This is a genomic window from Paenibacillus phocaeensis, from assembly GCF_900021165.1.
Classification (GTDB): domain Bacteria; phylum Bacillota; class Bacilli; order Paenibacillales; family Paenibacillaceae; genus Fontibacillus; species Fontibacillus phocaensis.
Genome location: NZ_FCOQ01000032.1, coordinates 1 through 18070, shown reverse-complemented (window position 1 = coordinate 18070; position 18070 = coordinate 1). Strand labels below are relative to the sequence as shown.

Genomic DNA, 18070 nt, shown 5'->3' with positions numbered 1-18070 from the left:
TGAAACTATGCAAGTCATGATTAAGAAACAAGCAGTGAACCTGCTGAAAACCTTCATTTTTCCGATCGCGGTGTATGTCGTTATTCTGATCGTGACGCTTCTCATGGGCAAAATGGGTTACGTCTCTTCCGGCGCCTTCGACCGGATTGTGAGAGGCAGCGTGCTGACGACAATTACGGCCTATGCCATTGCGCTGCCCCTGTCCGGCGGAAGATGGGATTTCGCCCCCGGCATTATCATCATGCTTGCCGGCATTATCGGCAGCAATTTGACGATTGATCTGGGTCTGGGGCCGGTGATGTTGCTGGCGATTACCGTCGGTGTAGCGGTGCTGCTCAGTCTGGTGGAAGGGCTCCTCTATCTGTGGATTCGGGTGCCAACCCTCATCGTGTCCCTCGGCGTAGTGATGATGTACGAGGCCTTATCCGGCCTCGTCTACGGGGGTTCGGGATCCCAGTTGTTCATGCATGCCAACCTGACGATCTTCGCCAGACCTCCTTTGATCTATATCTTGCTTGCGCTGATTATGGTGGCCTTTTACTTCTTGCTGAGCCATACCCAATTCGGCTACGATACGAGATCCTTGTCGGCCCATCCTAAACTTGCGGTGAACATGGGCGTGAAGGAGAAGAAAAATATCTTGTTGACCTACTTGGTGGTCGGCGTACTCCTGGGCATCGCTGCCGTTCTCAATGCTTCTACCGTGTTGGTCTCGCCTGCCGGCAATCTGAGCTCCACCGCCTTGATGTTTTCCTCCATGGCGCCTGTGTTGATGGGGTTGTATCTGGCGCAGTTCACGAACTTGTCCCTGGGCATCTTTGCCGGAGCGCTCGGGATGAATGCCCTGTCCTATGGGATGGTCGTGCTGGGGATCAACAGTTCCCTGCAAAGCGTCGTGATCGGGGTGTTTATTGTCGGATTCATGGCCTTTACCACAAATCAGGAACGGATTCGGTCATTCTTGGGCCGGGCCAAAGCGGGGAGCAAGGCGAGCGCATAGAAGAGCGAACTTGAGGAGAGGGGAGAAACATATAGGATGAACTTCAATGTGCTGAGAGAGAAGCCGTTTCATTTGAGTAATGAGGATTTGGAGTGGGTGAAATCAACCTTGGACGGGTTGACGACGGACGAGAAAATCGGTCAGTTGTTTTTTATGGTTGGTTATCAACAGGACGAGCCGTTCTTAAAAAGACTGGCCGGGGAAATCGGCGTCGGCGGGCTGATGTGCCGCTCGATGGATAAGGACAGCGTGATGGCTGCGGTTTCCACGCTGCAGTCTTCCGCCCCAATCCCGCTGCTGATCGCGGCCAATCTGGAAGCCGGCGGCCAGGGCATTACGAAGGACGGCACGAAAGTCGGTTCGAATCTGGCGATCGCGGCCACCGACGACACGGAGCTTGCTTACCAACTGGGGCGGATTTGTGCCCTGGAAGGAAGCAGCGTTGGCGCGAACTACGCTTTCGCGCCCGTCGTCGACGTGGATTTTAACTTTCGCAATCCGATTACCAATACGCGAACCTTCGGCAGCGATCCGGAGCGGGTGAAGCGCATGGGCGCGGCTTATGTCAAAGGGGCTCAAGAGCAGGGAATGGCTGTATCCATCAAGCATTTTCCCGGGGACGGCGTGGATGAAAGGGACCAGCATCTGGTGACCTCCGTCAACACGTTGACCCCCGACGAATGGGACCGCACGTTTGGGGACATTTACCGGCATTTGATCGACGAAGGCGCCAAGACCGTGATGATCGGGCATATCGCGCTGCCCGAATATTCGAAGAAGCTGGATCCGTCGCTTCGGGATGAAGAGATCTTGCCGGCTTCGCTCGCCAAAGAACTGCTGAACGGCTTGCTGAGAGAACAGCTTGGCTTTAACGGCCTGATTCTGACCGATGCGACCACGATGGCGGGCATGAATATTCCGATGCCGCGGAACGAGCTGGTGCCGAAGTCGATCGAAAACGGGTGCGACATGTTCCTTTTCACCAAAAACCTGGAGGAGGATGTCGCCTTCATGAAGCGGGGCTTGGAAACCGGTCTGCTGTCAAGGGAAAGGCTGGATGAAGCCGTAATGCGGATCCTCGGGTTGAAGGCTTCGTTAGGTCTGCATCGGAAGAACAACCTCCCTTCCCCGGAAACGGCGGCGGCGGTTCTGAGAAACGAGCGGCATTTGAGCATCGCCGAGCAGGTCGCCGACCGGTCCATCACGCTGGTGAAGGAACAACCCGGCGTGCTGCCCATCACCTGCGACCGCTACAAGCGGGTGCTGCTCTACGATATTGAAAGCGAAGCGAACGCGCTTGGCTATAGCAAAGAGAATGGGCTGGCGGCGTCATTCATTCCGCTCCTGGAAGCCGAAGGCTTCGAGGTGACCCGTTTCGAACCGAGCGGCGTTTACGAAGGACTGCAGGGGTCGTTTACGGAGATGAAGGATCGATACGATCTGATCATTTACTTGTGCAATCTGGCGACCAAGTCAAATCAGACCACCGTGCGCATCGAATGGATCAATCCGATGGGGATCAATGTCCCGATTTACATGGAGTCGATCCCGACTTTGTTTATTTCCACGGAAAATCCTTATCATTTGCTGGATGTTCCCCGCGTGAAAACCTATATCAATACGTATGGGGTCAACGATTATACCTTGCCCCTGCTGGTGCGGAAACTGGTGGGACGGTCGGAATTCAAAGGCAAGAGTCCTGTCGATCCGTTTTGCGGAAAATGGGATACCCGATTATAGAAAGAAGGAACACCGATGATACATGAAACGATAAAGCTATTCGAACATTCCTCGGCCACCTTGACGACCTACGTCCAGGAAAACGGGGAGTACGAGCGGAAAGATTTGATCCGTCCTGCCGTTCTGATCTGTCCGGGGGGAGGATACGCCTTCGTCTCCCAAAATGAAGGAGAACCCGTGGCGCTGGCATTCGCCAGAATGGGGTATCATGCCTTTGTGCTGAGTTATTCCGTTAAGATCGAGAACCCGTTCCCGACGGCGCTCCGCGAACTGGCCAAGGCGATGTCGATCATCCGGGAGCGGGCCGGCGAATGGCTGGTGGATGCGAATGATATCAGTGTCGCCGGATTTTCCGCCGGCGGAAATTTAGCGTTAAGCCTCGGAATTTATTATCAAGATGCAAGGATTACCGACGAGATTGGACTTACCCCGGAGCAAATCAAACCGAACCAGTTAATTCTTGGTTATCCGGCCGTTACCTTGGAGCCGCGTTCGACGGAAACCCCGCCGTTTGTCATCGAGTTGATGGAAAAAGGCTTAATTCCGGATTTCCGCGGCCCGAACATCCGGGAAATCCTGATGGGCAAAGAGAATTTATCTGAAGAGGAAGAGCGGTCGCTTAATCTCCTGCAATATGTGAACGGGGATTTGCCCCGCACCTTTATCTGGGGAACTTACGAAGACAGCGTCATTTTGCCTACCGACTTGCTTGGATTGGCTAGTAAACTGTTTGAATATCAAGTACCGTGCGAACTGCATTTATTCGAGAAAGGGCCGCACGGCATGTCGCTCGGCGATGCGACCGTCAAGCCGGAGGAGCAGGTCAATTCGCTCAGCCTCGGCGCTTGGGTGGAATTGAGCGCCAAATGGCTTGAGCAAGGGAGAGGACGTTAAGGAACATGCAACCGAAGGCATTCATTTTTGACCTGGACGGCGTCCTCACGGACACGGCGGAGTTCCACTACCTGGCTTGGAAACAAATTGGGGAACAGCTCGGCATCCCGGTTGACCGCGCTCTGAATGAACGGCTGAAGGGAGTGAGCCGGATGGAGTCGCTGGAACGGATTCTCGCGGCCGCTCCCCGTCCGCTACGCCTATCCCCGGGTGAAAAAGAACAGTGGGCAACCCAAAAGAACGCGCTGTATCAGGAACTGATTGAAACGATCCGGCCGAGCGATCGGCTGCCGGGGATCGACGGGTTGCTGAACGAGATCCGGAGCGCCAATATTCTGCTCGCTTTGGGCTCGGCAAGCCGGAACGCCAAGCTTGTTCTGGAGCGGCTCGGCCTGGCCGATGCGTTCGATTATATCGTCGACGCCGGTCAAATCCGCTTCGGCAAACCGCATCCCGAAACGTTCGTCAACGCTGCGGATCATTTCGGGCTACCGTACGAAACGTGCATCGGCGTGGAAGACTCGGAGGCCGGCATCACAGCGATCAACGACGCAGGTATGTTTTCGGTCGGCATCGGGTCGCCGGATGCTTTGCGCGAAGCGAAGTACCGGGTCGACGATACGTCACGCCTCACGCTGGACGGGATTCTGGAAGCTTACGGGATTGGCTGAACATGAATATATCCGCTTCTTTTCGATCGTACCTAAGGACGTTGTCCCTGGGTACGATTTTATTTTCGGGTCGATTCAAAGTTATAATAGAGATATCGTATTCGATAATTCAAAAGTTAGGTGCTGATGTGTATGAATTTGCTGGAGAGATGGACCCGCGGAGCGAAATTCGTCTTGATTCTGCTGGCCATCGTTTATGTGTTTTCCCTGGTGAGGCCTTTCTTCCTCCCTATGCAGGCCGTGCTCGGAGCCATTCTGATTCCGATATTGCTGGCCGGCTTTTTTTACTATTTGCTTCGCCCCGTCGTTCAGTACATGGAACAGTATAGGATCAAGCGGGGGCTCGCCATCCTGATCCTATTTGTCATCCTGGCGATCTTGGCCATTGGATTTATCGCCGGGGTATGGCCGCTGCTGCAAACTCAATTGTTCAATTTGGTGCAAAACATTCCCCACTTTGTGAATCTGCTGGATGCCCAGTTGAAGGAATGGGGGGAAACTCCTTTCCTCTCGTCCATTATTCCATCCGATTCCGGGTTAGCCGCGAATTTCACGGAGTACTTGAGCAAGGGGATCTCTTTCTTGACGAATTACCTGAGCGGTTTTGTCTCTTTCGTGTCCCAATTTGCGATCGTGCTGTTCACGTTCCCGATTCTGCTCTACTACATGCTAAAGGAAGGGCATCACTTCAAACGCAGCCTCGTCAAGCTCTCTCCGATCCGCTACCGGAAGGAAGTGTTTCGCGTTGCCCGTGACATGGACAAAGCGCTAAACGATTATATTATCGGCCGGGTGATCGTAAATGCAGCGCTGGGCGTGCTGATGTTTATCGGTTTCCTGATCATTGGGCTGCCCTATGCGTTGTTGTTGACGACGATTGCGGTCGTTCTGAACTTTATCCCTTTGTTCGGGGCCATCATCTCCGCGATTCCCATTGTGATCATCGGTCTGATTCAGTCCCCCTCCACCGGTATTTGGTCGCTGATCATTATTTTGCTGTCGCAGCAGATTCAGGATAATGTCATCTCACCCTACGTGTTTGGAAAAAAGCTGGACATCCATCCGGTAACGACGATTCTGCTTGTGCTGGGGAGCGGGAATTGGTTCGGCATCATCGGTATGCTGGTCGTTATTCCGGTCTATATGCTGATCAAAATCGCCTGGAAGCGGCTTTACAAGCTGTTCTTCAGATCCCGATGGGAAACGTTGTAAACCAGCCCGAAAACAACCCGATCAAAAAAAGGCTATTTCGTCGGTATTAACACGAAATAGCCTTTTTGATTATACAATCAGCTCGAACCTGTCCCCCAAGATCAATTGTTTGGAACGATGGATCTTCTGGCCGTCCGTGCTGCTGACCGTACTCCGGATGCACAGCAGGGGATGGCCTTCTTCGATATTTAAGTAAGCGGCCACATCGAAGGAAGCGTATTCCATCACGATATATTTACGGGAAATGCCAAAGGTAATCTTGTGCTTGTTTCTTAAAATTTCGTACAAGGATTTATGATTCAAATCCTCCTGCAGCAAAAAGGAAAAAGCCGAAGGAAGCCGGGTATATTCCACAGACACGGGAACCTCGTCGGCAAATCTGATTCTTTCGATGTTAATGACCTTATCCCCGGGTTTTAAACCCAAATGCTCCTGATCCGCAGCGGTAGCCTCTTCAATCACGCACTTGATCACTTTTGCCCCAGGCACTTTGTTTTGCAGCTTACAGGTGTCGGTGAATCCAATCGTCTCCGTGACGTTTTTCTTGATCTTCTCTTTCGTAATAAAGGTCCCTTTTCCCGGGATGCGCACCAAATATCCGTCAGAGGTAAGCGAATCGAGAGCGGCGCGGACCGTGACCCGGCTCACGTTGTTGGTTTCGCTGAGCTCCAATTCCGTCGGGAGTTTGTCCCCCGGCTTCAGCGTGCCGTTATGGATGGAGTCCAAAATTTGATCTTGCAGCTGTTTATATAAAGGTGCGGATTCTGTATGATCGACCATGATTTATTTTACCTCCAAAAAGCTTTGTATTATAATGTGTTATTTCTTTGCCTTTATATTATAACAATATGTACAAGCAGTGAACAGCCTGTAAGCCGCTGTATTTGCAAGAAAATTTTACACGCCCGCCCGTATTCATCCCTTTTTTAATTCGATTTATTTAACCAGGGGACCTTGCCTAATGTATTACCATGTGTTATTATTTCATCAAGACATTCCAATACAATACACCGGTGGGGAATGGCAATAAACTAAATGTATCATACAAGGAGACGACAATGGACATCAAAGAGATCATTGGAGAAATTGTGGCGGGGAAACAAGAGGTCGGAGGAATTAAGCAGGTTTATTATGTAGCGTGCGGCGGCTCTTATGGCGCTTTTTATCCAGCCAAGACCTTCCTGGAGAAAGAGGCTAAAGACATCAAGGTAGGCCTGTATAACAGCAATGAGTTTGTGCACAACACGCCTAAAGCCTTTGGCGAAAATTCGGTGCTGGTGGTCGCCTCGCACAAAGGCAATACGCCGGAGACGGTGAAAGCGGCCGAGTTGGGCAAGAAGGCAGGCGTTCCGGTCATTGCGTTAACCTGGCTTACGGATTCGCCAATTACGGAGCACGCGGATTATGTGGTGAAATATACCTTTGGCGAAGGCAAGGATATCGCCGGTGAAAAAACCATAAAAGCCCTGTTGACGGCGGTAGAGGCATTGAACCAAACTGAGGGATACGAGCATTATCATCAATTCCTCGACGGCGTGGCCAAAATCGATCAGATTGTTAAAAACGCTTGCAAACATGTGGCCAAACGCGCGCTGACGTTCGCCAAAAATCACATAGAGGATAACGTCATTTACACCATGGCCAGCGGTGCCGGTTACGGGGCTGCCTACATGGAAAGCATCTGTATCTTCATGGAAATGCAGTGGATCAACTCCTCCAGCATTCATTCGGGCGAATTTTTCCACGGGCCGTTTGAGATTACCGATGCGGAAATTCCGTTCGTCATTCAGATTTCCGAAGGAAGCACCCGGCCGCTGGATGAAAGAGCGCTGAACTTCCTGAACCGTTATGCCAAGAGAGTGGAAGTGCTCGACGCCAAGGATTTGGGCCTGTCCACCATCGACGGTTCCGTGGTCGATTACTTCAACCACTCCCTGTTTAATAACGTCTATCCGGTTTATAATCAAGCTTTGGCGGCGGAAAGAGAGCATCCGCTTACAACTCGCAGATATATGTGGAAGGTTGAGTATTAATGGACAACTATAAGGTGATCGGCATCGGCGACAACGTAGTAGACAAGTATGTCCACCAGGGGATGATGTACCCTGGTGGAAACGCCTTGAACTTCTGCGCTTATGCCAGAATGTGTGAAATGGAAGCGTCTTATTTGGGCAAATTCGGCAACGACCCTGTCGCCCACTATATCCAGCGGGTGCTGGATGAATTGAAGATAGAGCATAGCCATTGCCGGAATTTTGAAGGGGAGAACGGGTATGCGCGGGTTACGCTGGAAAACGGCGACCGTGTATTTCTCGGCTCGAACAAGGGCGGGATCGCCAAGGAAAAAGCTTGGGATTTTACGGAAGACGACCTGAATTATATTAAGCAATTTTCCGTGATTCATACCAGTCTGAACAGCTATATCGAGCAAGATCTGGCTATTNTTTACGGAAGACGACCTGAATTATATTAAGCAATTTTCCGTGATTCATACCAGTCTGAACAGCTATATCGAGCAAGATCTGGCTATTTTGAAAACAAGCCGTGTACCGATCTCCTTCGACTTTTCGGTGCGTTGGAATGACGATTATTTGGAGCAGGTATGTCCGTACGCGGATATTTCCTTTCTTTCCTGCAGCCATTTAACGGAAAGCGAGCGAGAAAGAGAAATGCGGAAAGCTCAGGCATTCGGCTCCAAATTGGTGATCGGAACGGTGGGAGAGAACGGCTCATTCGCGCTTTACAAAGATCAATGGATCTACCAACCGGCCGTATTAACGGAAACGGTAGACACGATGGGAGCGGGCGATTCCTATTTAACCGCTTTTCTTATCGGGATGATCCGGAGCTCGGAAAACGGCACCCTATTCTCGGATTCGGATGAGGAGATGTTGCGAAGAATCAAAGCAAGTATGGAGCAAGGCGCTGCCTTTGCCGCGAAGATTTGCCGGATCAACGGCGCTTTTGGCTACGGCACGGCCATCGTATAAAGAACCCTCCGACTATAAAAGTGACACCTTACATCGGCATTTTGTAAGCGTATTCAGAAAAAGCGGCATTGCGCCGCAAGTGATCAGAAGTCGGCAAATTCACATAAGGAGGGCGAACCTTCATGTTTTGGTTTCAACTGCTCATTATCATTTTGCTTATCTTCTTTGGCGCCAGAAAAGGCGATGTATTTATGGGCCTGCTCGGCGGCGTGGGCGTGGCTATCTTTATCTTCATCTTTCACGTCCAGCCGGCGGCTCCTCCCATCGATGTCATGTTGATTATTTTGGCGGTCGTATTGGCGGCCTCCGCGCTGCAATCTTCGGGAGGGCTTCATTTTCTCGTCCATTTGGCGGAAAAAATGCTCAAAAAGTCGCCTAAAAATATTACGATTATCGCTCCAATCATTTCCTGGTTATTTACGTTCATGTCGGGGACGGGGCATGTCGTCTACAGTTTATTGCCGATTATCAACGAACTGGCCCTCGAGAACAAGATCAGGCCGGAGCGACCGATTTCAAACAGTATCATCGCGTCCCAGCAGGCCATCACCTGCTCGCCGGTATCGGCGGCGACCGCAGCCATGATCGGATTTATGGCCCCCCTTGGGGTCGGCTTGGGAACGATCTTGACCATTGCCATCCCGGCTACCTTGCTGGGCGTGGTTGTAAGCGCGGTGCTGACGATTCGCAAGGGCAAGGAGTTGGCGGAGGATCCGGAATATTTGCGGAGACTCGCGGAAGGCTTAATTGTCAAACCGGAACAGAAGACCGAGAAGCAAGCCGTTCCAAAAGGAGCGAAAGCTTCGGTTGTCCTCTTTTTGCTGGGGGTTCTGGCCATTGTCATCATGGGTCTGTTTAACAACCTGCGCCCATCCTGGGTGCAAGGCGGCGAGACGACGATCTTATCCATGCCGTATACGATTGAAATTATTATGCTGGTTTGCGCTACGCTCATCATTATCTTTGGCCGTCCGGCGATTGAAACGATCCTTAACGGTCCCATCTTCAGGGCCGGGGCGCTGGCGATGGTTTGCGCTTTTGGACTCGCGTGGATGAGCAGCACCTTTATCAACGGACAAACCGCTTTTATCCAAGAACATGTCGCTACGATCGTTAATAGTTATCCCTGGATGCTTGCGGTGATCATGTTTATAGTCGCCGCCCTGACGACAAGTCAAGGGGCCACGACATTAATTATGGTGCCGATCGCCATTGCGCTCGACTTGCCTGCCTACGTCATTATCGGAGCGTGGATGGCCGTCAATGCCAATTACTTCTTGCCGGTCGCATCGCAATGCCTCGCCGCGATCTCGTTTGATACCGCGGGCACGACCAAAATCGGCCGGTTTGTCCTCAATCACAGCTTTATGATACCGGGATTAATCAACACCCTGACCTCTGTCGTTGTTGCTACCTTAATTGGAAGCGTTTTAATTTAAGAATCAGGATATATAACGGGATAAAATGAAGGAGGCGTACGGACGATGATCCAACTGTCGCAAGTGGCTGCCGCGAACTATCATTACAAAAGGTATTCCCTGGATTATTTTTTGGATTCCGTTGCCGGGTTGGGCTTTCGGAATATCGAGTTATGGGCATCGGGACCGCATTTTCACCTGGACTATTTCACGTTGGATGAGGTCAAACAGTTAAACCAAAAAATCAAAGAACGCGGACTCAAGCTTATTTGTCTGACCCCCGAGCAGTTTGTTTATCCGATCAGCATTAGCCATCCCGATCCGGAATACCGCAAGCAAAGCGTGGAGTTCTTCCGCCGGCATATCGAAGCGGCGTCGATTCTGGAATGCGACCGGGTGCTGGTGACGACCGGGATCGCTTATTTGGACGGCGATGAGACGGAAACGTGGAAATGGATCCGGGAATCTTTGGGCGAAATCTGCAAAACGGCGGAAAAAGAAGGCGTCTACCTGCCTGTGGAGGCGTTCACCTCCTTTACCACGCATGTGTTTAACAGCGCGGCGGATATCGCCCGGATGATCCGGGAAGTCGGAAGCCCCAATTTGAAAGGGCTGGCGGATACGGATGTTATGGCGACGACCGGCAAGGATACGATCCACGATTTTATCCGGGAGCTTGGGGATGATTTAAACCATGTGCATTTCGTCGACGGCAATCCGGGGGGACATTTGGTTCCGGGAGAAGGTCAGCTCGACATGGCCGAGGCGTTACGGGCGCTGAACGCTATCGATTACAAGGGATATCTGGGTCTGGAACTGCTGGATCGAAGATACATTTTGGATCCGGATCAAGCGATGCGGGATTCGCTGGCCTGGTTTGAGAAGCACTTATCCTGATACCTATCTGCAAAACGCGAAAGGAATGGTAAACCGATGAAGGCGGATATCTATATTCATGAAGGCGAAGGCATCAAATGTGTGTACAAAAATGACAAATGGCTGGTTTGTATCAAAAATTGGAAGCCGGATAACGACATCAACGGCATCTATCGCCTTGAAGTTCACCGTGAAACGGATGAACAGTTCATTTTGATCCGCGGCAAAGCGATTCTGCTGGCAGCGGATCGGAAGGACGATCGGTTCGAGATTGAACTGATCGAGATGGAACCGGGGAAGGTCTACAACATTCCTCAGGATACCTGGTTTTATACGATTATGCAAAAGGACACGGTGATGACGTATGTCCAAGACGCCAACACCACAAACGAAAACAGTGAATATTGCAACATGAGCGAAGCCGAGTTGGCTTTTGTCAGAACAAAGGCGTATGAAATCCTGAATAAGTAAGATGAACCTCAAAAAGAGACGTTCGTGGTCGAACGTCTCTTTTTGGCGTGTATTAAGAGGCGACCCTCTTCCGATATTCGTTCGCGCTTACACCGGTATATGTTTTAAACCGTTTATAGAACCAGTCGAGTTCTGTATAACCCACGCTGCCCACCCCGCAATCTCGCATTATGATAGCGGCATTTTGGGCTGCTATTTCGCCCAGATATGCTTTTTCGGGAAAAATAGCGGCTAAAAAGGGCCTTATTTCTCTGGTGCGAGTACAGAAATCAGGTTTTGGCCCGATTTTTTTCAAAATAAGGCCCTAAATGACCTCTATTTCACACCAAAGGAGCGGATTCGACAAAATAGCGCCGTAAAAGGTTGTTATCCACCGGCCCGGTTTCAAGGGAGGCGCTACGCCATGGTGAAGAGTTTTAGAACTCCCACTACGATGGCTGATTGGCAACCTGAGATTGGACAGGTTAAATACCCTAAATTTTGCATATTGTTCCATAATAATGTAAGCGCTATTATAGAGTTGTAACCATTCGTGCCGGTGCCATCCCGGATCCCTCATCTCTAGCTCGAAGTGGAAAGGAGGTCATGCTTTGCATCGTATGCCGAAGGGGGGGCGATGGGCGGCAACGGCAGTGGCTGCAGGAAGTCGCTACCGCAACAAGGGAATCGCCCAAGGCGGACTGTTCGATACGCCGGATGGCAAGTGGTACGCGATGCTGTTCCAGGATCATGATGCCGTCGGGAGAATCCCGTGCTTGGTGCCGGTGGCTTGGGAGGAGGATTGGCCCGTGTTCGGCATGGAAGGCAAGGTACCGGAACGATTTGAAGTCGACTTGCCGCAAGCCGAAGCGAAGCCGCTCGTGATCAGCGATGAATTCGAATATGAATCGGATAAGCTGGCTCTGAATTGGCAGTGGAACCACAACCCGGATCATCGGCTATGGTCGGTGACCGAACGCCCCGGTTTCCTAAGACTGACGACGGGCAGTTTGGCTGCAGGCGTGCTTCAGGCGCGAAATACGCTGACACAGCGCACGGAAGGGCCGGCATGCTCGGGGAGTGTCTTATTAGACACGGGGCGGATGAATCCCGGCGATCATGCGGGGCTTGTTGCCCTGCAAAGCCATTTCGGCACCGTCGGCGTTAAGGTGGCGGGGAACGGCGACAAGTTCATCGCGATGGGTGTGAACGATGGAAATGGCGAAGAAATGGAGCTGGAAAGGGTTTCTTTTCGCGGCAGGAATGTATATTTGAAGATCGACTTTGATTTTGAGAACAGCAAAGATGTGGCTATCTTTTATTATTCCGTCGACGGGACGGAATGGTTGCCGATCGGAGGGGAGCTGCGCATGCGCTATACCTTGGATCACTTTATGGGTTATCGCATCGGGCTTTATTATTATGCGTCCAGGCAAATCGGCGGTCATGCCGACGTCCAAGCTTCACGTCAGCGACAACCAACTGGTAAAGGGGATTTACATCAGCAATGGCAATTAATCCATGTGAATTGACGAAAATTCAAGGAGGAGGCAGTCTCATGAATTTGTGGTTTAAGAAATCCATATACGTAGGTTTGTCCCTTGTCATTGCATTGTCGATCCTGGGGGCACCTGGTAAAATTGCCGCAGCCAGCGACGCCATCATAAATATTTCGGCGGAAAAACAAGTGATTCGTGGTTTCGGGGGGATCAACCACCCGGCCTGGATCGGGGATTTGACGGCGGCACAAAGAGAAACCGCCTTCGGGAACGGAAATAACCAGTTGGGCTTCTCGATTTTGAGAATCTATGTACACGAAGACCGAAATCAATGGTACCGGGAAGTGGAAACGGCCAAACGAGCGATTGCCCTCGGAGCCATCGTATTCGCGTCGCCATGGAATCCGCCCGCCGACATGGTCGAGACCTTCAACCGAAACGGCGATCCGTCGGCAAAGCGGCTCCGTTATGACAAGTATGCCGCGTATGCCCAGCATCTTAACGACTTCGTGACGTACATGAGGAACAACGGCGTGAATCTGTATGCGATTTCTGTCCAGAACGAGCCCGATTATGCCCATGACTGGACGTGGTGGACGCCGCAGGAAATGCTTCGTTTCATGAAAGAAAATGCCGGATCGATTAATACGAGAGTGATCGCGCCGGAATCGTTCCAGTATCTGAAAAATATGTCGGACCCGATACTAAACGATCCGCAGGCGCTAGCCAATATGGATATTCTTGGAGCTCATCTGTACGGGACCCAGGTCAGCAATTTCGCTTATCCTTTGTTCAAACAAAAAGGTGCGGGCAAAGATCTCTGGATGACGGAGGTATACTATCCGAACAGTGACAACAACTCGGCGGATCGTTGGCCCGAAGCCCTGGATGTGTCCTACCATATCCACAATGCGATGGTAGAGGGAGATTTTCAAGCTTACGTATGGTGGTATATCCGCAGATCGTACGGTCCGATGAAAGAGGACGGCACGATCAGCAAACGCGGTTACGCTATGGCGCATTTCTCCAAATTCGTCCGTCCCGGGTATGTCCGGGTTGAAGCGACGAAAAATCCGGAAACGAACGTTTATGTATCCGCCTATAAAGGTAATAAGAAGCTTGTTATCGTTGCCGTCAACAAAAATAACGCCGGGGTTAATCAGAACTTTGTCCTGCCCAATGCATCGGTTTCGAAAATCTCCAGATGGATCACTAGCGGCAGCAGCAATCTTCAGCCAGGAACGGAGCTTACGATGACGGGCGGAAATTTCTGGGCTCATCTCCCGGCCCAAAGCGTGACCACCTTTGTCGCTGATCTTGGCTAAGCTTCGGGTAAGGCAAGGGATCTAGGAGAGGTGAATTCATTTTTGGAGGAAATACGAAAGGAGAGAACGGAATGGGAACAACAGCGCCGGGAGGCTTCGATCGGTACCATTTGGTTTGAGGAAAGCGGGGGCCACGATTGGTTCGTGTGGAAAAACGATCTGTATCATTTCTCCCAACAGTTATTCAAAGGTACAAGATGAGAAGAGTGCCGCAGTTGATGAGGAGGACGTCATGAAATAAAACAGCAAGGATTAAATCCGTACCTGTCCTCATTTACATTACTTGGAGATGCATAGGAACACTATTTCAAAAAGCGGTCTCAGTCCAGGGATGCGAAGAGGCCGCTTTTTGTTCTTTTCCATGTGACCGAGTTTTTATTTCATACCGCGCTATTTTGACACGGTTTTGCGAATCACGATCCCCGGAAGGATCAGCAGCAAGATGATGGAGCTGTAGACGCCGAAGGTATAACTGGTTGCGTAGACGAGACCCAACCCCTGATGCAGAAGGGAAGTGATCAGATGAATGAACATATTCGTGAAGCAGAAGGCGTAACTTCGGATCATCCAGTTTCGGTGCTGGGCGATCCGCTTTTTTTTGATTTGAACGAAAGCCATAACGGTGATGAACAGCCAGATCAAATTCAGCGCATTAAACCCCATACTGCTTGCTCTGCCCCCGGTGGCGTAAGGCGCCATATACCCGGACGTCAGCACGACAAGAAGCACGGACGCCAAATAAACGTAACCGTTGATGCGATGGAACCTGCGGCTCCTTTCAAAGATGCGGTTGGAGAAATTGAGCAGTCCTGCCGCCATGGCGATGCAGGCAAACGCAACGTGAACGTACATGACATTTAACCACACCGGCTGATTCAACTCGCGTCTTAGGCCGGTCTTGCGGCTCAAAAACGCTGCGGCTTCGGGGTCGATCACATAGTTCTTCACCAAGGCATAGACGATAAACAAACTACCGACAACGGCCACCAACCCGTAAAATCTCCCGTTTCTCTTCATACAGTCCTCCCAGGGCTGGATAACCGTTGGCCGGATAATTTGGACGCAGGCAGCATGCCGGCTTTGGCGACGCCGGTCATTTGGTCCCCGTCGACGACCGTTTCAAATTTCAAATTCAAGCGCAGCGGCTTCGAGATGCGAAGCGACCAAGCCAGTGTGTTGCCTTCCAGGACGGGATTGAGGAACGGGACCGTCTCGTCGCCTTGAGTGGCCTTGCCATGGATAATTCCCTCGCCAGTGGATATCGAGAGCTTTACCTGCATCTTGCCTATAGGCGTAGCGATGGTCGTATCCCAATCCCCGTCGAAGAGAGAAGCCGGCTTGATTGGGGGGTGAAGAGGGGCGGGAGTTAGAGGAGTTTCTTCGTCTGCGGCATGGCTGGATTCGTCAACCGGCCGTGTTTGCTGACGACCGGGGGCCATACCTGCATTTCGCCAAACCGTCCCCCTCCGCTCAAATTCGAACAACTGCTCCACCTCATGCGCAATCCGAGGGCCAAGCTCGCGTTCCACCAAGTACAGCGCGACATCGAGGCCGGAGGTGACGCCGCCGCCGGATACCAGGTTGCCGTCATCCACGACGCGGGCCTGAACGGGAATCGCGCCGGTCGCTCCCAGGAATTCCATGCCTAGATGGTTCGTAACCGCGGGTCTGCCTTCGATTAACCCGCCCATTGCGAGCAATAGCGAACCGCCGCATACCGTAGCCACGACGATGCCGCTTTGTTCCAGCGCTTGTTCAATCAAGGGGGTGAGCTCCGTCGTCATGGCTCGGCTCAGGATCGCCGGGATCGAATCGGGTCCCTCTTGATCATTCACGTCGCCGGAAGCGCCGGGGACGAGAAGGATCCCCGGCGCTTCCGGGTTCAGCTTGCCGCCGGCTTCGATTTGCAGCCCGTTGGTACCGCTGGGTACGGATCTTGGCCCTTCCGCCGTAACGAATTCAACGTGGAGCGAGTTAGGGGCACACAGGGCGGCAGCGTAAAAAACTTCATATGGAGCAATGGCATCCAGCAGATCAAAGCCGTCAAACAATACGATTTGTACGTGCAGCATCGTTGCACCTCCTCAAGTAAAAATGGTGTCCACAGAATCATAGCAAGCGAATCTCTCGAACCAAGCTGCAAAAAGGTCACAAAACCATAAACAAATCCTCACAAAACCGGGAGGGTACGTCTGTTCGCGCAGAAAAGATGATAAACTGGGGGGGAGGTGGGATTTTGTGATGGCTGAAGTCACGAAGGTGCTCGTCGTGGACGACGACCCAAGCATCGTTGAACTGTTAAGAGACTTTTTAGAGAACGAAAGTTACCGGGTGTTCACCGCCGGCAACGCCGCCGAAGCTTGGTCTTTGATTGGGGAAAATGCCGTTGATTGCATCGTGTTGGACCTCATGATGCCCGGGGAGAACGGATTTGAGTTGTGCCGCCGGATTCGGGCGGTGAGCGACGTTCCGATCCTGTTCCTGAGCGCGCGCGGCGAGGATGTGGACAAGATCCGCGGGCTGACGCTCGGCGGCGACGATTACATTGTCAAAACCGCTTCGCCCGGAGAGATTGTCGCCAGGGTCAAAGCCGTCATGCGGCGTTCCGCTTCCCGCCGGGAAGAGACGAACGGAACGGTGCTGGATTACGGGCGCCTGCAAATCAACCTCTCCTCCAGGGAAGTGTCCGTGGCCGGGAATAACGTCGCCCTCACCCCGAAGGAATTTGATCTATTGCAATTATTCGCCGAGCACCCGAGACAGGTGTTTACTTATGAGCAGCTGCTGGCCAAGTTTTGGGACAGCGTGGGCGACAGACATACGATCCGGGTGCATCTGAGCCGGCTTCGCGAGAAGATCGAATCCGATCCGAACCGTCCCGAATACCTGGTTAACGTATGGGGGGTAGGTTATCGTTTTGAGGGAGGGTAACATGAGGACGCTTCGCATTCGTGCGTTTACTTTGTTGTGCCTGCTACTGATTACGTTGTTGCCGTGGGTCTTTTTTGTCGGAGCGCAGTACCTGGAGACCCGAAGCTTTGGCCTTGCCCCTCGCGGAGCGCAAAGCGAAGTCCTGCAACATCAAATCCGGGAGGCCATCCGCTTGATCGAAACGGGGAAAGACCGGTGGGCGGATCCCGATTGGCAGAATCGGGCATACACCGAGCTTCGGAAAGCGAAGATGGATGTGGCCATCGAATCGGCATCGGGCCAAGAAATTTACACTTCAAACCCGGATCGGCGCAGCACCCGGTCCTCCGTCGAACGGATCTCCGTGATCGAAGACGGCCGCTTGGTTGGCCGGGCTACGTTGTTGTTGCCCAGATCCTATACGGTTCAGGCGATGATATCCGCCGCCGCCGGACTTTTGCTGGCTTTCTTTATCATCGGCGTGGAGATGCGCAGGTTTCTGTTGAAGCCGCTTGAGAAGATGAGCGCGGCGGCGAGGCAAATCGCATCGGGAGATTGGGACGTAAGGCTGCCCCGGTCCCGGATCACCGAAATCGCCGAGGTGCGCGACGGGTTTGACACGATGGTCAAGGGACTTGAACAGGCTCACCGGAAACAAGCGGAACTGGAAGAGGGCCGTCGATTCGTGATTGCGGCGGTCGCGCATGATTTGCGGACTCCGCTGTTTGCTTTAAGGGGGTATTTGGACGGCTTGGAGCAAGGGATCGCCAAGTCGCCGGAGAAAGTAGCTCAATATTTGGCGGTTTGCAAAGAAAAGTCGGCCCAATTGGACCTGTTGGTGGAAGATCTCTTTACCTATACGAAGCTGGAATATTTAGAGACGGAATTTCACAAGAAGACGTTGGATCTTGGGCTTATTTTACGGAAGTCGGCGGATAATCTGAAGGCCCGGGCGGCAGAAAAACAGATCGTCCTCTCCGTCCATCCCGATGGCGATGGCCTGGTTAGCGGAGATGCTCATCTGCTCGAACGGGCGATGAACAACATTCTGGAGAATGCCGTCAGACATACACCCATCGGCGGGG

At 52.1% G+C, this 18070-nt stretch carries 17 protein-coding genes and 1 pseudogene; 15 read left to right on the top strand and 3 right to left on the bottom strand.

All coding sequences use genetic code 11. The features are described 5' to 3' along the window. Nucleotides 1–7 precede the first annotated feature (7 nt). The 5 genes from BN3795_RS20635 (at nucleotide 8) to BN3795_RS20615 (ending at nucleotide 5517) form a co-directional block, all read left to right on the top strand. Nucleotides 8–1000, top strand: a complete 993-nt coding sequence (locus BN3795_RS20635) for an ABC transporter permease (RefSeq protein WP_068786587.1) — start codon at nucleotides 8–10, stop codon at nucleotides 998–1000. A 36-nt stretch (nucleotides 1001–1036) separates the two neighbouring features. Then, nucleotides 1037–2740, top strand: coding sequence for a glycoside hydrolase family 3 protein (locus BN3795_RS20630; protein WP_068786586.1), 1704 nt, complete (start codon nucleotides 1037–1039; stop codon nucleotides 2738–2740). A 15-nt stretch (nucleotides 2741–2755) separates the two neighbouring features. Further along, nucleotides 2756–3634: an alpha/beta hydrolase gene (locus tag BN3795_RS20625; RefSeq protein ID WP_068786585.1), complete on the top strand. Its 879-nt coding sequence runs from the start codon at nucleotides 2756–2758 to the stop codon at nucleotides 3632–3634. 5 nt (nucleotides 3635–3639) lie between these two features. Continuing rightward, the gene (pgmB, locus tag BN3795_RS20620; RefSeq protein ID WP_068786584.1) at nucleotides 3640–4305 is read left to right on the top strand and encodes a beta-phosphoglucomutase; all 666 of its coding nucleotides are present in this window, start codon (nucleotides 3640–3642) and stop codon (nucleotides 4303–4305) included. A 126-nt stretch (nucleotides 4306–4431) separates the two neighbouring features. Next, entirely contained in the window at nucleotides 4432–5517 is a 1086-nt protein-coding gene (locus BN3795_RS20615) for an AI-2E family transporter (protein WP_110945280.1), read from the top strand. A gap of 69 nt (nucleotides 5518–5586) precedes the next feature. Here the strand turns inward: BN3795_RS20615 and BN3795_RS20610 are convergent, their stop codons facing one another. After that, the gene (locus BN3795_RS20610; RefSeq protein WP_068786582.1) at nucleotides 5587–6297 is read right to left on the bottom strand and encodes a GntR family transcriptional regulator; all 711 of its coding nucleotides are present in this window, start codon (nucleotides 6295–6297) and stop codon (nucleotides 5587–5589) included. A 278-nt stretch (nucleotides 6298–6575) separates the two neighbouring features. Between BN3795_RS20610 and BN3795_RS20605 the strand changes: the two genes are divergently transcribed. The 8 genes and pseudogenes from BN3795_RS20605 (at nucleotide 6576) to BN3795_RS20575 (ending at nucleotide 14075) form a co-directional block, all read left to right on the top strand. Beyond that, the gene (locus tag BN3795_RS20605; protein WP_068786581.1) at nucleotides 6576–7550 is read left to right on the top strand and encodes an SIS domain-containing protein; all 975 of its coding nucleotides are present in this window, start codon (nucleotides 6576–6578) and stop codon (nucleotides 7548–7550) included. Then, nucleotides 7550–7990: a PfkB family carbohydrate kinase gene (locus BN3795_RS25970; RefSeq protein ID WP_232729996.1), complete on the top strand. Its 441-nt coding sequence runs from the start codon at nucleotides 7550–7552 to the stop codon at nucleotides 7988–7990. Before BN3795_RS20605 ends, BN3795_RS25970 begins: the two co-directional genes overlap by 1 nt. A gap of 10 nt (nucleotides 7991–8000) precedes the next feature. Next, complete coding sequence (locus tag BN3795_RS25965; RefSeq protein ID WP_232729995.1) at nucleotides 8001–8507, top strand: PfkB family carbohydrate kinase; 507 nt, start codon at nucleotides 8001–8003, stop codon at nucleotides 8505–8507. 122 nt (nucleotides 8508–8629) lie between these two features. Then, a complete protein-coding gene (locus BN3795_RS20595; RefSeq protein ID WP_068786580.1) occupies nucleotides 8630–9946 on the top strand; it encodes an anaerobic C4-dicarboxylate transporter family protein in 1317 nt (438 codons plus the stop codon). A 45-nt stretch (nucleotides 9947–9991) separates the two neighbouring features. Further along, complete coding sequence (locus tag BN3795_RS20590; protein WP_068786579.1) at nucleotides 9992–10822, top strand: sugar phosphate isomerase/epimerase family protein; 831 nt, start codon at nucleotides 9992–9994, stop codon at nucleotides 10820–10822. Nucleotides 10823–10858: 36 nt separating this feature from the next. Further along, a complete protein-coding gene (locus tag BN3795_RS20585) occupies nucleotides 10859–11272 on the top strand; it encodes a cupin (protein WP_068786578.1) in 414 nt (137 codons plus the stop codon). 650 nt (nucleotides 11273–11922) lie between these two features. After that, a pseudogene (locus BN3795_RS20580) lies at nucleotides 11923–12783 on the top strand (beta-xylosidase family glycoside hydrolase); the annotation flags it as partial. A 26-nt stretch (nucleotides 12784–12809) separates the two neighbouring features. Next, entirely contained in the window at nucleotides 12810–14075 is a 1266-nt protein-coding gene (locus BN3795_RS20575) for a glycoside hydrolase (RefSeq protein WP_068786577.1), read from the top strand. 390 nt (nucleotides 14076–14465) lie between these two features. On the opposite strand, the gene BN3795_RS20570 is transcribed toward BN3795_RS20575, so the two are convergent. Both BN3795_RS20570 and BN3795_RS20565 read right to left on the bottom strand, forming a co-directional pair. Then, complete coding sequence (locus BN3795_RS20570) at nucleotides 14466–15092, bottom strand: DUF2306 domain-containing protein (RefSeq protein ID WP_068786576.1); 627 nt, start codon at nucleotides 15090–15092, stop codon at nucleotides 14466–14468. Then, on the bottom strand, nucleotides 15089–16147 hold the full coding sequence (locus BN3795_RS20565; RefSeq protein WP_068786575.1) for a DJ-1/PfpI family protein: 1059 nt from the start codon (nucleotides 16145–16147) through the stop codon (nucleotides 15089–15091). The genes BN3795_RS20570 and BN3795_RS20565 overlap by 4 nt, the downstream gene beginning before the upstream one ends. 169 nt (nucleotides 16148–16316) lie before the next feature. Here BN3795_RS20565 and BN3795_RS20560 point away from each other — a divergent pair, with 169 nt between their 5' ends. Next, nucleotides 16317–17006: a response regulator transcription factor gene (locus tag BN3795_RS20560; protein ID WP_068786574.1), complete on the top strand. Its 690-nt coding sequence runs from the start codon at nucleotides 16317–16319 to the stop codon at nucleotides 17004–17006. Nucleotide 17007: 1 nt separating this feature from the next. Continuing rightward, a partial coding sequence (locus BN3795_RS20555) for a sensor histidine kinase (RefSeq protein ID WP_068786573.1) occupies nucleotides 17008–18070 on the top strand: 1063 nt, incomplete at its 3' end.

Excerpts from the sequence above, each read along its gene's own strand:
- BN3795_RS20635 (WP_068786587.1), top strand. The coding sequence starts at position 8 with ATGCAAGTCATGATTAAGAAACAAGCAGTGAACCTGCTGAAAACCTTC.
- BN3795_RS20630 (WP_068786586.1), top strand. The coding sequence starts at position 1,037 with ATGAACTTCAATGTGCTGAGAGAGAAGCCGTTTCATTTGAGTAATGAG.
- BN3795_RS20625 (WP_068786585.1), top strand. The coding sequence starts at position 2,756 with ATGATACATGAAACGATAAAGCTATTCGAACATTCCTCGGCCACCTTG.
- pgmB (WP_068786584.1), top strand. The coding sequence starts at position 3,640 with ATGCAACCGAAGGCATTCATTTTTGACCTGGACGGCGTCCTCACGGAC.
- BN3795_RS20615 (WP_110945280.1), top strand. The coding sequence starts at position 4,432 with ATGTGTATGAATTTGCTGGAGAGATGGACCCGCGGAGCGAAATTCGTC.
- BN3795_RS20610 (WP_068786582.1), bottom strand. The coding sequence starts at position 6,297 with ATGGTCGATCATACAGAATCCGCACCTTTATATAAACAGCTGCAAGAT.
- BN3795_RS20605 (WP_068786581.1), top strand. The coding sequence starts at position 6,576 with ATGGACATCAAAGAGATCATTGGAGAAATTGTGGCGGGGAAACAAGAG.
- BN3795_RS20595 (WP_068786580.1), top strand. The coding sequence starts at position 8,630 with ATGTTTTGGTTTCAACTGCTCATTATCATTTTGCTTATCTTCTTTGGC.
- BN3795_RS20590 (WP_068786579.1), top strand. The coding sequence starts at position 9,992 with ATGATCCAACTGTCGCAAGTGGCTGCCGCGAACTATCATTACAAAAGG.
- BN3795_RS20585 (WP_068786578.1), top strand. The coding sequence starts at position 10,859 with ATGAAGGCGGATATCTATATTCATGAAGGCGAAGGCATCAAATGTGTG.
- BN3795_RS20575 (WP_068786577.1), top strand. The coding sequence starts at position 12,810 with ATGAATTTGTGGTTTAAGAAATCCATATACGTAGGTTTGTCCCTTGTC.
- BN3795_RS20570 (WP_068786576.1), bottom strand. The coding sequence starts at position 15,092 with ATGAAGAGAAACGGGAGATTTTACGGGTTGGTGGCCGTTGTCGGTAGT.
- BN3795_RS20565 (WP_068786575.1), bottom strand. The coding sequence starts at position 16,147 with ATGCTGCACGTACAAATCGTATTGTTTGACGGCTTTGATCTGCTGGAT.
- BN3795_RS20560 (WP_068786574.1), top strand. The coding sequence starts at position 16,317 with ATGGCTGAAGTCACGAAGGTGCTCGTCGTGGACGACGACCCAAGCATC.